Origin of the sequence: Yoonia sp. BS5-3 (genome assembly GCF_038069655.2) — a bacterium.
GTDB classification, from domain to species: domain Bacteria; phylum Pseudomonadota; class Alphaproteobacteria; order Rhodobacterales; family Rhodobacteraceae; genus Yoonia; species Yoonia phaeophyticola.
Genome location: NZ_CP150951.2, coordinates 2,987,416 through 3,001,637 on the forward strand (window position 1 = coordinate 2,987,416; position 14,222 = coordinate 3,001,637).

14 protein-coding genes are annotated in these 14,222 nt (G+C 57.4%); 5 read left to right on the forward strand and 9 right to left on the reverse strand.

Going from position 1 to position 14,222, the window contains the following annotated elements; translation table 11 throughout:
* Positions 1-197 precede the first annotated feature (197 nt).
* Positions 198-671 carry a cupin domain-containing protein gene (locus tag AABB29_RS15225; protein WP_341366106.1) on the forward strand — a complete coding sequence of 158 codons (474 nt, stop codon included), beginning with the start codon at positions 198-200 and terminating at the stop codon, positions 669-671.
* Between the two features lie 151 nt (positions 672-822).
* Here AABB29_RS15225 and AABB29_RS15230 read toward each other — a convergent pair whose 3' ends face one another.
* The 9 genes from AABB29_RS15230 to AABB29_RS15270 form a co-directional block, all read right to left on the reverse strand.
* Complete coding sequence (locus AABB29_RS15230; protein ID WP_341366105.1) at positions 823-1,236, reverse strand: DUF6357 family protein; 414 nt, start codon at positions 1,234-1,236, stop codon at positions 823-825.
* A gap of 250 nt (positions 1,237-1,486) precedes the next feature.
* Positions 1,487-3,172, reverse strand: coding sequence for a flotillin domain-containing protein (locus AABB29_RS15235; RefSeq protein ID WP_341366104.1), 1,686 nt, complete (start codon positions 3,170-3,172; stop codon positions 1,487-1,489).
* A 38-nt stretch (positions 3,173-3,210) separates the two neighbouring features.
* Positions 3,211-3,921, reverse strand: coding sequence for a YqiJ family protein (locus AABB29_RS15240; protein ID WP_341366103.1), 711 nt, complete (start codon positions 3,919-3,921; stop codon positions 3,211-3,213).
* A gap of 101 nt (positions 3,922-4,022) precedes the next feature.
* Positions 4,023-4,538 (reverse strand): acyloxyacyl hydrolase, encoded by a 516-nt coding sequence (locus AABB29_RS15245; protein ID WP_341366102.1) that lies wholly within the window; start codon positions 4,536-4,538, stop codon positions 4,023-4,025.
* An 11-nt stretch (positions 4,539-4,549) separates the two neighbouring features.
* Positions 4,550-5,167 (reverse strand): TetR/AcrR family transcriptional regulator, encoded by a 618-nt coding sequence (locus AABB29_RS15250; protein WP_373636607.1) that lies wholly within the window; start codon positions 5,165-5,167, stop codon positions 4,550-4,552.
* Positions 5,160-6,029 (reverse strand): polyphosphate kinase 2, encoded by an 870-nt coding sequence (gene ppk2 / locus AABB29_RS15255; RefSeq protein WP_373636608.1) that lies wholly within the window; start codon positions 6,027-6,029, stop codon positions 5,160-5,162. The genes AABB29_RS15250 and ppk2 overlap by 8 nt, the downstream gene beginning before the upstream one ends.
* 91 nt (positions 6,030-6,120) lie before the next feature.
* A complete protein-coding gene (locus AABB29_RS15260; protein WP_341366100.1) occupies positions 6,121-6,609 on the reverse strand; it encodes a CinA family protein in 489 nt (162 codons plus the stop codon).
* A complete protein-coding gene (locus AABB29_RS15265; RefSeq protein ID WP_341366099.1) occupies positions 6,606-7,088 on the reverse strand; it encodes a phosphatidylglycerophosphatase A in 483 nt (160 codons plus the stop codon). The genes AABB29_RS15260 and AABB29_RS15265 overlap by 4 nt, the downstream gene beginning before the upstream one ends.
* A complete protein-coding gene (locus tag AABB29_RS15270) occupies positions 7,085-8,218 on the reverse strand; it encodes a bifunctional 2-C-methyl-D-erythritol 4-phosphate cytidylyltransferase/2-C-methyl-D-erythritol 2,4-cyclodiphosphate synthase (protein WP_341366098.1) in 1,134 nt (377 codons plus the stop codon). The genes AABB29_RS15265 and AABB29_RS15270 overlap by 4 nt, the downstream gene beginning before the upstream one ends.
* Before the next feature lie 187 nt (positions 8,219-8,405).
* Between AABB29_RS15270 and dusB the strand changes: the two genes are divergently transcribed.
* From dusB to AABB29_RS15290, 4 genes are all read left to right on the forward strand, one after another.
* Positions 8,406-9,407 (forward strand): tRNA dihydrouridine synthase DusB, encoded by a 1,002-nt coding sequence (gene dusB, locus AABB29_RS15275; protein WP_341366097.1) that lies wholly within the window; start codon positions 8,406-8,408, stop codon positions 9,405-9,407.
* Positions 9,404-10,480 (forward strand): ATP-binding protein, encoded by a 1,077-nt coding sequence (locus AABB29_RS15280; protein ID WP_341366096.1) that lies wholly within the window; start codon positions 9,404-9,406, stop codon positions 10,478-10,480. Before dusB ends, AABB29_RS15280 begins: the two co-directional genes overlap by 4 nt.
* Positions 10,480-11,859: a response regulator gene (locus AABB29_RS15285; protein WP_341366095.1), complete on the forward strand. Its 1,380-nt coding sequence runs from the start codon at positions 10,480-10,482 to the stop codon at positions 11,857-11,859. The genes AABB29_RS15280 and AABB29_RS15285 overlap by 1 nt, the downstream gene beginning before the upstream one ends.
* A 106-nt stretch (positions 11,860-11,965) precedes the next feature.
* The gene (locus AABB29_RS15290; protein WP_341366094.1) at positions 11,966-14,215 is read left to right on the forward strand and encodes a PAS domain-containing sensor histidine kinase; all 2,250 of its coding nucleotides are present in this window, start codon (positions 11,966-11,968) and stop codon (positions 14,213-14,215) included.
* Positions 14,216-14,222 lie beyond the last annotated feature (7 nt).

Here is a 14,222-nt window from a genome sequence, read left to right on the forward strand (position 1 = left end):
GAGGTCGTTGGTTCTAATGTCTGAAAGGTCTACAAAGTCCCGCTCTGCAGACCTCGATATTTAATACATGGAAGTCCGCTTGTGGAAACGTGATGACGACGCAGTCTTGTTTAGGACGTGCGATACGGAAAAGGTTTGAAACACGCTATTCCCAGTGCGACGCTTTGGTCCTAGGATAATTGCGTCAGGAGCGTTCTATGCCTGTTTTCAGCCCCAAAACGGTTAAGACCGACAGTAGCGATGGCGCGGGTGATCCCTGCGGGCCTTATCATGCGCTGCTGTTCAGCGACAGCGGCGGCTTGACACAGTTTGGTGCTTTTGAGGAAATCTTGCCGCCCGGGTCCTCCTCTTCCATCAAGCATTGGCATCAGACCGAAGATGAAATGGTCTATATCCTTCAGGGCGAAGTCACCCTTCATCTGGGCCCCGACACGATCATCATGCGCCCTGGCGAGGCGGCGACCTTTAAGGCGGGCGACCCAGTGGGCCATTGCCTGACGAATAACAGCGGCGCAGAGGTCCGTTATCTGGTGATTGGCACGCGCGCGCCCGTTGATGTCGTGACTTACCCAGACCATGACCGCGTCTTGCATTTTGACAGAGAGACGCAAAATCGGCGCTGGACAGATCACAGCGGCGCACCGGCGGATAGCCCTTATAAGGGGGATTGAATAGGTATGTTTGCGATTTTCTTCGACGTCGCAAGGCTCGTGTAAAACAGATACGCGCGGCTAATTTCAGTCGTTCAACCTGTTCGAACGACGCGCGCATCTTCGAGCACGAAGAGAGTTTGCTTGGAAGACCCTATCGAACATGTACCGCTCAACTTTTGAACCAGTTATCCGGTTGCGGTAAGTTGCCTTCCCAACCCAAAGTAAGCCTAACGATGTTTGATACGCCTCCATGGGCAAGATGCCGTGCATCTTGGTGCGTCAAAAATTTTGAGACAGTGGCCTTGTTCGCGAATAAAATCGTATCGAAAATCTCTTCACGCATCTTTTCTGTTGGATATGGTGGTAATTGATGCGTTTCGTGCATCACTGCAAACAAGAAATAGAAACGTTCTTCATCTTCTTGCAAGATTTGCAGGTGGTCGTTGGTTATTTCGAAGCTGAACGAACGGTCGATGTGACCTGATGCGACTGGGAAGCTGTACATCAGTTTTCCATCTACACGGACAACGCCAGCGCACCAGCCGGGTTTGCCTTTGGTCGGAATAAGTTCTGTTTCTGACACGACTTTTCCTATCATCATCTAGCAGATTGAACCTGAGCATGCCCTTTAGGCTTAGCGCTGACATCTTTGTGCGACCAAGGCGAGATTCTAATCCCGGTGAAGCAGAAAGTTCAGGAAATATGCTCTTTCAGTTCAATTGCGCATTTTTCACATGGTAAAGTGACTGTCGTCGCTCTTTTGCAATTCTTGTTAGCTCTAACAAACGAAACGGCCGCCCGGCAGAGCTGGGCGGCCGTTTTGGGATGTCTTCTTATTTGGCTGACTTGCTGCCTTTGGGTTTTGCTGGCGTGATCACTTCGCCATCCGCTGCGCTGTCTTCGGGCGCTTCTGGCGTTGGGAAAGCATCACCTGTCACGTCGGCCAGACCGTTTTCAAGGCTGAGCCCCAGTTCCTCGCCCAGCTTTTTCATCGCGGGCATTTGCAGTGCCATCCCCATGATACTGTCCAGCGCCTGGTTAACCGGTTGACCGCCCCCGTTGGCGCCAGCGCCCGCACCATTCAGGCCGCCAACCTGGTGGATCTTGATGCTGTCGATCTTCTCGGCTGGTTTGACCATCTCGGCCACAATCCCGGGCAGGGCTTCGAGCCGGGCGATGTCGAGCTTCATCTTGATGATCTCGGCGCTGAGCGCATTTTCCGCCCCCGCAATCGCGTGCCGCCCTTCGGCTTCGGCCAGCATGTCGGCCTTTTTCGCCTCGGCCCGGATCGTCAGAGCGTTGGCATCGGCTTGCGCCTCTTCCGTCAGGGCGGCGGCCCGGTCGGCTGCGGCGTCTTTCTCGGCCTCAGCTGACAGGCGCACGGCGGTCGCCTGACGCTCGGCCTCTTTGGTGGCTTCGATCAGCGCAATCTGCTTGGCACGGTCCGCTTCGGCCACGGCACGGGCGGTTTCGATCGCCTCTTGCGCCTTTTTGGCTTCGGCGCGGGCGCTGTCAGCAGAGGCCCGGGCCCGGCTTTCTTCTTCGGATTTTTGCGCCACGATGATCTGGCGGTCTTGATCAGCCACTTCTAATTCACGCTCATTGGCGATTTCGGCCTCGCGGATCACGCGCTCGCGCTCAATCTCGGCGGCGCGAATTTCGCGTTCTTTCTCAATCCGTGCCTTTTCCTTGGCCTGATCAGAGATTTCCCTGTTCCGGGCGATTTCGGCTTCTTGTTCGGCCTGCAGGATTTCGATCTGCCGGATCTGTGCAATCTGGGCTTCTTGTTGCGCGCGCTCGATCTCGTATTTCTGGCGTTCGGCTTCCATTTCGGCCTGACGGACAGCGACGTCAGCTTCGGCTGTAATGGTCGCGCGTTCCTTTTTGGAGGTCGCGATCACCTCGGCCAGCTTGCGCATCCCGACAGCGTTAAAGGCGTTGTTTTCATCCAATGCCTCAAACGAGGTCTGGTCCAGCGCTGTGAGCGAGACCGATTCCAGTTCCAGACCGTTTTTCAGCAGGTCCTCTGAGATCGCATTCTGCACCTCTTGTACGAATTCAGAGCGGTTTTCATGCAGCTCATCCATCGACATCCGTGCCGCGACCGAGCGCAGCCCGTCCACCAGCTTACCTTCGATCATTTCGCGCAGTTGATCGACATTGAACGTCCGGTCGCCCAAGGTCTGCGCAGCCCGGCTGATCCCGTCTTCGGTTGCGTTTACCGAGACGTAGAACTCTACGCCCACATCAACCCGCATCCGGTCGCGCGTGATCAGTGAGGCATCGTCTTTGCGGTGCACTTCGAGCCGCAGTGTTTTCATGTTTACATAGGAAATTTCATGCAGGAACGGGATGGCGATTGTGCCTCCATCCATGATGACTTTGCGCCCGCCCGAGCCGGTTTTCACAAGGCTTACTTCGCGCGTTGAACGTCGGTAAAGCCGGGCCATGATCAGCCCGATGAAGATGAACAGCCCGATGATACTGGCCGCAACAATGAGTATGGATTGAAAGTCCATGTACGTCTCCTTGATAAGAAATATTTGTTTTGTTCGGTTTAAGCCGTGATGTCGACGACGAAGAACACGCCGTTTCGTTTGCGGATGACATGCACATCCCGCCCTTGCGGAATTTCTGCATCATCATCCAAAGGTTCGACCCGTAGGTAATGGATATTCCCATGCCGATCTTTGATCTTGGCCTCAGCCGGTTTGCCGCGTTTGGCCGTGCCTTGGCTGATCACCCCGTGATGGCCGCCCAGAAAGCGCGTCTTCATCGCAGAGGATTCTGTTTTGGGCATGATTGCAGCCACCATGCGCGCGATGAACCGGGCGCAATAGACGCCAACCACCGCCGCAATGGGCAACGTGATCGCAACAGGTAGGGTGACCCCGAAAACGCCCGCGCCAGTACTGAGCAACACCAGCCCAGACAGCCCGAAAAGTGTGAGGAATGACACCAGCCAGATTAGAAAGGGGACTTCCCCGATCCCAAGCCAGCCAATCCAGCCCCCGGCGCCAGATGCCCCGTCCAAGCCGGTATCCGCATCCGCATCGAGATCAAGATCCGTGTCTATGTCGACATCGACATCCATATCGATGTCAAAATCCGCATCCAGATCCAGATCAACATCCGGCGCGTCTGATCCGATGGCCAGTAGGCTGCCCCCTAGGATCAAAGAGATAATTTCTAGAATGAAAAGGCCCAGCACAACGCATAGGGCAATGGAAAATGGGTAGGCTTCGGGCGTTAGAAATATAGCGATCATTTGTCCTCCTTCTGGTGTATACATAGGTATACGGGGGATCACTTTAAAGTGAGCTTTACAAAAGTTTCACATTTTTCGCGCGCATTGCCAGGGTTAGGGCCCTAGTCGAGTGTTTGTGAAAACCGAATGCCGACCGTTTCAATCCCGGGGTTCCATTCGGACGCATTTGCATTTGAGCGGTGATCGAACAACACGCTAAGGCTGGAGCCGTTGGGAAAATCGATCCCGGCCCCCAGTGTTCCACGAAATTGCAGGGGGAATCCGACATCCGGCCCGTCGCCCTGAAAATAGACCCCCGGCATCAGCGACAATTCCACATAAACGGGGCTGTCCGCGATCCGCCGCGTCGTCCATTTGCCCCCGGCACCCAACCAAAAATCATCTTGGTCGCTCAGGCTGGCCCCGACCGTCGGCTGGAAGGCCCCGTAATATTTGGGAAAATCATAGATGCCATAAATCTCATCACCGATGATTTCCTCTTGGAAATAGGTATCCCCGAATTGGATCGCGATCCGTTCTTCGGCAGGGGCGGTTTGGATGCAATCGGTCGGGCAGTCGTTCAGGTAGGTATCGAGCCCGCCCATGATGAAAAAGAATACGGCAAATCTGCTGTCCACGGGCGGTCTTCTTACTGGTCTGGGTCGATCAGCCCAAGCCCGCGCAGATAGATACCAATGCCGGACTCCAGCAGATCTTCGGGCGGGTAGGGGCTTTGCGTGCCGGGGTTAGAGCGTGCGAAAAGTTCCACGACCCCGTGGCTCAGCGCCCATATATGCGCGCTGAACATTTGTGCGGGTGGCCTTTTTTCGGCGGGGATGTGTTGGCTGAGTTCGGCAGCCGCTTTTTCAAGCACCCCCATCGCGCGGGTTGCTGCGCTGTGCAGTTCAGGGCTGCGGTTGATCGATATGCCAGATTCGAACATGGCGATGTAATAACCGGGATATTTACGAGCAAATGCCAGATAGGCCCGCCCCGTCGCTTCGAAAGCCGCCAGCGCGGATGGTTGCCCATTCCCGTAAGCATGTTCCATCAAATCGCCAAACATCTCATAGCCTTGCTGGGCCGCGGCGGCGATCAGATCTTCGCGCCCTTCGAAATGCCGGTAGACGGCGGCGGGGGTTACACCGGCCTCACGTGCGGCCTCTGACAGGGTGAACCCGGTTGGTCCCCGCTTTTCGATCAGCGACAGGCACCCATCGATCAGTGCTTTGCGCAGATTGCCGTGATGATAGCCGCGTTTAGGCATGCCAGAGTTCAGGCCCCCCGGCGATTTGCGGGTCGATTTCGCCCAATGCCTTCAGGTCTTTACCGTCATAATCGAGCTGATGAAGGATGCTGCGGATCACCTGCACTCGCGCCCGCCGCTTGTCATCGGACCGCACGAGCGTCCATGGCGCGGTATCCGTATGGGTCCGCGTGAGCGTTTCATCAATTGCGCCCGTGTAAGCATCCCATTTGCCAAGCCCCTCAACATCGATCCAGGACAGTTTCCATTGCTTGAGCGGGTCTTTTTCCCGGTCCAAAAACCGTTTGAGCTGGGTTGCCCGCCCGACATTGAGCCAGATTTTGATCAGGGTGATCCCTTCATCCACCAGCATGTCTTCGAATTCGGGGGTCTGGCGGAACCATGCGGCGCGCTGCTTGTCGCTGCAGAAGCCAAAAACATGTTCGACAACGCCCCGGTTATACCAGCTGCGGTCAAAGATGGTGATCTGCCCTTTGGCCGGTAAATGGGCGATGTAGCGTTGGAAATACCATTGCGCCGCTTCGGTTTCTGTCGGCTTTGAGAGCGCGACCACCTTGGTATTGCGCGGATTGAGGTTTTCGCGGATCCGCTTGATTGTGCCGCCTTTGCCCGCAGCATCGCGCCCTTCAAAGACGATCGCGATCCGTTGCCCGCTATCTTTGACCCAGGATTGCAGGCGCACCAGCTGGATTTGCAGCGCCGCAAGCGCCGCTTCGTAATCATCTTTATCCCAGCGTTTATCATAGGGGAAATCGGGGTTCAGGATATCGGACTTACCGCCTGCTTTGATCGCTGCGCGCACTTCTTTTGGTGCGGCCTCTTTGAAATAGCGGCTGATGCCACCGTCAAAGGGTAAATCCATGAAAACTCTCCCGAACTGCCGGACTTCTTATATGGGGGTTTTATAGCCCGAGCGCAATTCTGCATCCGGTCTGAGTTGACGGGCAGGGCGCTTATCCGGTCATCGCGAAATCGGTGATGGCGGACATCAACAGGTTCAGCGCCTTTTGCGTTGCGGCCTGCCGGACGCCGTCCCGACCCAGCGCGCCGAAATCGGCGGTTTCCGTGTGGCACGTATGCTGTGTTGCGATCCCGAAGCAGACCCGCCCTTCGGGCTTATGGTCTGATCCACCTGGCCCGGCGATCCCGGTCACAGAGACGCTGATCTGCGCGTTCGAGGCCGCCAGCGCGCCTTGCGCCATTTCGGCGGCCACCTGTTCGGAGACGGCCCCATGTTGATCAAGTGTGGCCACTTTCACATTCAGCATCTGCGCTTTGGCCGCATTCGAATAGGTGACAAAGCCCCGGTCAAAAACGGCCGAGCTGCCGGGAATGTCTGTCAGGGCGGCGCTGATCATTCCGCCCGTGCAGCTTTCGGCCGTGGCGATCATCAGATGTTTGTCTTGCGCGGCCTGCAGGATGTCTTTGGCGATCTGGTTCATGTCATATGCGCAAGGGCGGCAAGCCCTGCGACCCCGACCGCTGCGAATACTCCGGCGATGACATCATCCAGCATCACCCCCGTTGGTCCATGCATCCTGTCGGCCCAACCGACCGGTCCCCATTTGGTGATATCAAAGAGCCGGAAAAGCACAAAGGCTACAATCCAGCCGGGCCAAAGCGCAGTGATGCTGACCCCATTTGCCGCAGCCCCAAAGGCCACGGGAAGCAGGGCGATCCATTGGCCGGCGACCTCATCAATCACGATTTCGGACGGGTCGTGATTGTCTTTGCCGCGCGTTTCAACGCCCGTTGCCCAAACCCCCAGCCCGTAAGAGGCGAGGATGCCGCAGACCAGCCCCCAAGGGCCTGTCAGCACATAGATGACCCAAGCGGCGGGCAGGGCGGCCAATGATCCCCAGGTGCCCGGCGCTGGCCGCAGGTGTCCGACGTAAAAGAAGGTGGCGATCAGATGGGTCATGGTTTTACCAATGTTGCTGTGGCCAGTGCGGCGATCCCTTCTTCGCGCCCGGTGAAGCCCAACCGCTCGGATGTTGTGGCTTTGACGCTGATCCGGTCCGCCCCGATCCCTAGAATATCCGCCAATGCGTTTTTCATGGCATCTTGATGCGGTCCGATTTTGGGCCATTCGCAGACAAGTGTGCAGTCTATATTGCTGATTTGAAACCCGTTTTCGGCAGAAAGCCGCGCTGCATGTTCAAGGAAAATATAGCTGGCGGCCCCTTTCCATTGCGGATCCGAGGGCGGAAAATGCTGCCCGATATCGCCCATCCCCAGCGCCCCATAAAGCGCATCTGTGACCGCATGCATCCCCACATCAGCGTCTGAATGCCCCTGCAGCCCGCGCCCATGCGGGATTTGCACACCGCAGAGCCAGATATGATCACCCGGCCCAAACCGGTGCACATCATAGCCATTGCCGCATCTGATATCCATGTTGCCTCTCATCAGTTGGGCGGCCCGTTCAAAGTCATTCGGCGCCGTTATTTTGATGTTGTCTTCATCGCCTGCCACAATCGCCACGTCCAGCCCTGCCGCCCGTGCCACGCTGACATCATCGGTGGCCTCTGCGGTGCTGTTTTGATGCGCTTGCAACAACGGTGCGCGGTGAAAGCCTTGCGGGGTCTGTGCCCGGAACAGCCCATCACGTGCCTGTAGCCCGACGACCTTATGATCTTCCCCATGCCATAGCGTATCCGTGACCGGCAGGGCGGGGGCTGCCCCTTGATGGGTGGTCAGGCCTGCTAGCACCCTATCGATCAATGCAGGCCTGATCAGTGGGCGCGCGCCGTCATGGATCAGGACCTGCTGTATTTGCGCGTCGCAAGCTGTCAACCCTGCCAGGACCGAGGCCTGCCGCGTTGCACCGCCTGCAACGATTCGATCTGCGGGTAGCCGCGCGCCGCGCCCCGCTGCAATATCATCGGGATGCAGAACGAGTATGATTTCATCGATCTGCGGATGTCGCCGAAATGCTGTAATACTGCGCGATAGAACGCTTGCGCCGTGCAATTGCTGCCATTGCTTAGGCAGTGCGCCGCCCGCGCGTGTGCCGCGCCCGGCGGCGACGATGATGGCCGCTACTTGCATCTGTGCCCTGTGAAAATGCCTCGCTCAGTTCTAGGATGCTAAGAGGTCAGGCGCAATTCCGCTGTGAAAGGCCATTTGTGCACATTTTTTGTGCGGTTGCTGATTTTCAGGGATAATATTGACTGGCGCGCGTTGTGGGACCCGCGTGATCGTCCTATTTCAAGGGCAATGCACACCCTTTGAGCGAATGACTGTTCCTTTGGCAAAGAGCGAATCCCTGATTTTAGACGATGTGGGCCTGGCCCCACCGGTCGCGCTTGCGCCATTGGCGGGCATCACCGATTTGCCCTTCCGGCAATTGGTTGCTTCATTCGGGGTTGGTTGGGTTGTCAGCGAAATGGTTGCCAGCCAGGAAATGGTGCAGGCCAAACCGGGCGTGCGCGAGCGGGCAGAGCTTGGCTTTGATCAAGCGGGTACTGCAGTGCAGATCGCAGGCCGCGATGCCCATTGGATGGCGGAAGCCGCCCGCATGATCGAGGCGAATGGCGCCGCGATGATTGATATCAATATGGGTTGCCCGGCCAAGAAGGTGACGAATGGATACTCCGGATCGGCCCTGCTGCGCACGCCTGATCATGCCCTTAGCCTGATTGAGGCGGTGGTGGGCGCTGTGAATGTGCCGGTTACGTTGAAAACGCGTCTTGGCTGGGATGATGACAGTTTGAATGCCGCTGATGTCGCCCGCCGCGCCGAGAATGCAGGCATCAAACTGGTCACGATCCATGGCCGCACCCGTTGTCAGTTCTACAAAGGTTCGGCAGATTGGGCTGCGATCAACAAGATCAAAGAGGCCGTGTCCATCCCCGTGATTGCCAATGGCGACATTGTGGATGCGGCATCAGCCCGCAAGGCATTGGCGCTATCTGGCGCGGATGGTGTGATGATTGGCCGGGGCGCGCAGGGCCGCCCGTGGGTGCTGGCCCAAGTGGCCGCCAATCTACATGGCAGCCCGGCCCCTAAAATCCCGCAGGGCCGCGCCCTGATCGATATGGTTTGCACACATTACGAGGCGATGTTGTCGTTTTATGGAACTGAGCTGGGCCGCAAAGTCGCCCGGAAACATTTGGGCTGGTATATGGATGATGTCAGTACGGCGCCTGCTTTGCGGAAGGCCATTCTGACCCATGTAGACCCGGCGGATGTGCTGCGTGATTTGCCCGAGGCGTTGGATATGCAGGTTGCCGCATGATTGTTGATACGGCTTTGTGGAATTCGCTGCCTGTGCCTGCACTGATGCTGGATGGGGATGATCTGATTGTTTCATCCAATCCGGCGGCCGAGTCTTTTCTGAACTTGTCGACCAAAGCGTTGTTGAACCAGAAAATCTGGGACAAGGTGATGATTGATGCGCCGCTTGAGGGGCCGTTTGCCCGGGCGCGCAGCAACCGTACCTCGCTTTTTGTAAACGATGTTGATGTCGGCAGCGGCGAGCGTGCCCCGCATTTGTGCAATCTGCAATTTGCCCCCCTTCAGGGGACTGATGATATGATGATCGTGATGATCAGCCCGCGCGAGATTGCCAGCCGGATCAATCAAAACCACTCATCCGAAAAGGCCGCCAAATCTGCCATCGGTATGGCCGAGATGCTGGCCCATGAGATCAAGAACCCGCTGGCGGGTATCACCGGCGCTGCCCAGCTTTTGTCGATGGGTCTGAGCACCGAAGATCTGGAGATGACCGATCTGATCGTTGAGGAAAGCCGCCGGATCGTGAAATTGCTAGAGCAGGTGGAACAGTTCGGCAATCTGCGCCCGCCCGTTCTGCGCCCGGTCAATCTGCATGACGTGCTGGACCGCGCCCGCCAATCGGCTGCCGTTGGTTTTGGCGCGCATATGCTTTTTGTTGAGGAATATGACCCATCCTTGCCGCAAACTTTGGCGGATTCGGACCAGTTGCTGCAGGTGTTTTTGAACCTGCTTAAGAATGCGTCTGAGGCGAATAAGGATGGCGGGTCGATCCGGTTGCATACGTTCTATGACACATCGCTGCGCGTGCGCCGTTCCGATGGAACCCAAGCCCGGTTGCCTTTGCAGGTTGAAATCATTGATGACGGACCGGGCCTGCCGCCCGAGATCGCCGATGATGTGTTTGAACCATTTGTATCGGGCCGCGAAAACGGCACCGGATTGGGGCTTGCCCTTGTATCAAAGCTGATCGGCGAAGGTGGCGGTTGGATATCGGTGGATAGCGTGCCTGGCCGCACGGTGTTCCGCATATCATTGCCACTGGCCCCCAAAGAATTCGAGACAGGAGAAGAATAATGGACGGAACCGTTCTAGTTGCCGATGATGATCGGACGATCCGCACGGTGCTCACGCAGGCGCTGACCCGGGCTGGCTGTAAGGTACATGCGACATCATCGCTGGTCACGCTGATGCGCTGGGTTGGCGAGGGTAAGGGCGATCTGGTCATCTCTGACGTGGTGATGCCTGATGGCAATGGTCTTGATCAGTTGCCGCAAATCTCGGACGCCCGGCCCGGCCTGCCTGTCATCGTAATTTCGGCCCAGAACACGATTATGACCGCCATTCAGGCGGCTGAGGCGGACGCGTATGATTATCTGCCCAAGCCCTTTGATCTGCCTGATTTGATGAAACGGGCCGCCCGGGCGCTTGAGGTGAAACGCCGTGCGCCTGTGACGCCGTCGCGCACGCCTGATGTGACCTCGACCGAGCAGGGGGGCGATCTGCCCCTCGTTGGCCGCACAGGTGTCATGCAGGCCCTTTACCGTCTTGTGGCCCGCGTCATGAATACCCAATTGCCGGTGCTGATCACCGGTGAAAGCGGCACTGGGAAATCGTTGATTGCCCGTGCTGTGCATGATTTTTCAGACCGCCGGAACCTGCCTTTTGTCGTTGTCGCCGCAGCTGATCTGGAGGGGATGGATGGCCCCTCAACCGTGCTGAGCCGTGCCAAGGGCGGATCGATCCTGTTTGATGAGGTCAGCGATCTGTCCGATCAGGCGCAGGCCCGCATCGTGCGGATGCTGGACAGTCTGGGTGATAATGCACCACGGATCATGGCGACCTCGCAGACGGATCTGATGGCCCGGATGGAAGACGGCCAATTCCGCGAGGATCTGTTCTATCGTCTGGGCGGTGTCACTGTGGATGTACCATCCTTGCGCGAGCGCGTTGATGATATCCCGCTGCTGGCGGATCATTTTCTGGCCCGCGCCGAGCGTGATGGCGCCCCCGTCCGCCGTTTCGGCCCTGCGGCGCTGGAATTGGTACGCGCCTATAGCTGGCCGGGCAATGTTCGCCAGCTTGAAAATGCCGTGCGCCGTTTGGTCTTCACCGCCGCCGAAGAAGAGATTACCCGGGCCGAGGTTGAGATGGTTCTCGGCAATCAACCTGCGATCGAACCGCTCCGATCGGGTGGTGAGGGTGAAAAGCTTTCTGCAAGCGTTGCCAAGCACTTGCGCCGCTATTTTGATCTTCATGGTGGGGTGTTGCCCCCGCCCGGATTGTACAACCGTATTCTGCGCGAAGTTGAAGGCCCGCTGATTGAGATCGCGCTTGATGCCACAGGCGGTAACCAAGCCAAATGCGCAGATCTTTTGGGGATCAACCGCAATACTTTGCGCAAGAAGATCACAGATCTCGATATCCGCGTGACACGCCGCCGCAAGTTGATGTAAAACCGCAACAGAACCGTGGCACCGATGCGTCATCGTATCGGTTGAACCAGGGTCAACAGGCGGTATCGGCGGGCTAGCCCCCGTCCTAATATGCAGGGCTTTGCGCGTGCAGCGGACCCTTTTGGGCTTTAATTTTAACCGGTTCAGCCGGTGGCAGCGGCAGCGGCATGTCCAAAGCGCGCTGACAGGGGGGCTGGTGCTGGCCGGCCCTTTTCTTGTGCTGCTGACCTATATCGTGATCGTGCCGATGGATCGCGGCGCGTCCTCGACGCTGTTGCGTTTGGTGCTGCTGACCGACCTGATCTATATCCTGATTGTTCTTGCGCTGGTGATGCGCCAGGTCGCCCGGATGATTGCGGCACGGCAGGCCAAATCGGCAGGCTCGCGGCTGCATTTGCGTCTGACCGGTGTTTTCGCGATGGCAGCCCTTGTGCCGACTATTCTGGTTGCGGTCTTTTCGGTACTGATGGTGTCCGTTGCGCTGGACGGTATGTTTGCTGAGCCGGTGGGGAACGTGCTGCGGACCTCGCTGACGACGGCGCAGGCCTATGAGGAAGAACATGTACAAGAGCTGACCCGTGATGCGCGCGGGTTGGCGGCCTATCTGAACCGCGAGCGGCAGTCGAACCTGTTCATGGATGATGGCGAGGTACGCCGCGCCTTGGGCGATGTGCAGGCCCAGATCGAACGCGGTCTGAGCGAAGCCTTTGTTTTGAATGGCTTAGGGGATATCGCCGCACGCGGCGCGAGCTCGTACGATTTTGATTTTGAAAGGCCAGACGCTGAGGTGTTTGTTGAGGCGAACGCCACGGGTCTCGCCATCATCGAAGACCTTGAAAACAACGAATTCCGGGCGCTGATCCCCCTGAGCGCTTTTCGTGATCGCTATCTTTACGTCACCCGCGAAGTTGATGGCAGTGTGCTGTCTCTGCTGGATGATACGACCGAAACGGTGCAGCAATACGAAGAATTGTCGAATGAGCGCGGCCAAATCCTGTTGCAGTTTGGTCTACTGTATTTTGGCTTTGCCGCCGTTCTGATCCTTGGCGCGATCTGGGGCGGGCTGTGGTTTGCCGAACGGCTGTCCCGCCCGATTGGCCGGCTTGTGTCAGCCTCGCAACGGGTTGGGTCTGGCGATTTGGATGTGCGCGTGATCGAGGAGGATGATCACGACGAAATTTCCCAATTGGGCCGCTATTTCAACCAGATGACCCGGCGTTTGAAAGAACAACGCGATGAATTGCTTGAGACCAACCGGCTGACCGAGCGCCGCAGGCGCCTGTTTGACTCTGTGCTCAGCTCGGTCACATCGGGCGTTGTCGGATTGGACGCTGACGGCCGCGTGACCTTTGTGAACCCGTCGGCAGGGCGATTGTTGTCGGTAGGGGCCGATCAGGCGGATAGCGCCTTGGCTGTCGCGATCCCGGAATTTGGCGCCTTGTTTGATCAGGTCCGCAATGCAGGCAGCGATAGTGTGCAGGAACAGGTCAATCTGATCCGAAAAGGCAAACAAGAAAGCCTGCTGGTGCGCATGTCCCCGCGTCGCAACGCAGATGGTGCGCTTGAGGGCTATGTGGTTGCTTTTGACGATGTCACCGATCTTGTCAGCGCGCAGCGGATGGCCGCCTGGGGCGATGTGGCCCGCCGCATTGCCCATGAGATCAAGAACCCGCTGACCCCTATTCAGTTGTCCGCTGAGCGGATCAAACGCAAGTTCCGCAAAGAGGTTGGCGCGGACGCCGCCAAGCTGGATCAGATGACCGATGTGATTGTCCGCCAGACCAATGATCTGCGCCGCATTGTTGATGAGTTTTCGAAATTCGCCCGTATGCCTGAGCCGCAATTGAAGGTTGCCGATCTCCGCGAGCTGTTGATGGATGCGATCACCTTGCAGGTGGCGGGGCTGCCGGATGTGAAAATCCGCTCTGATCTGCCGGATGACGCTGTGCTGGCTGATATAGATTCGACCATGGTCAGTCAGGCGCTGACCAATCTGATCAAGAATGCCGGCGAGGCTACCAATAGCTATGCCGAGAAAATTGGCGCCGAGGGCTACCAGCCAGAGATCCGAATATCGCTGCAACGCCATGAAACAGCCGTGACGATCATGATTGCAGATAATGGCATTGGCCTGCCCGAGGATCGTGCGCGCCTGTTTGAGCCTTATGTAACGACCCGCAGCAGCGGCACCGGCCTTGGCCTGCCAATTGTGAAAAAGATCATCGAGGAACATAGCGGCGTGCTGACTTTGACGGATGCCGATGTTTTTGAAGGGCAGGACCATGCCGGTGCCTGCGCAATTATCCAACTTCCAGTCATGCCCGCAGGGGCAGCGGCTGCAAAAATACCAGCGTGAGGGCAAT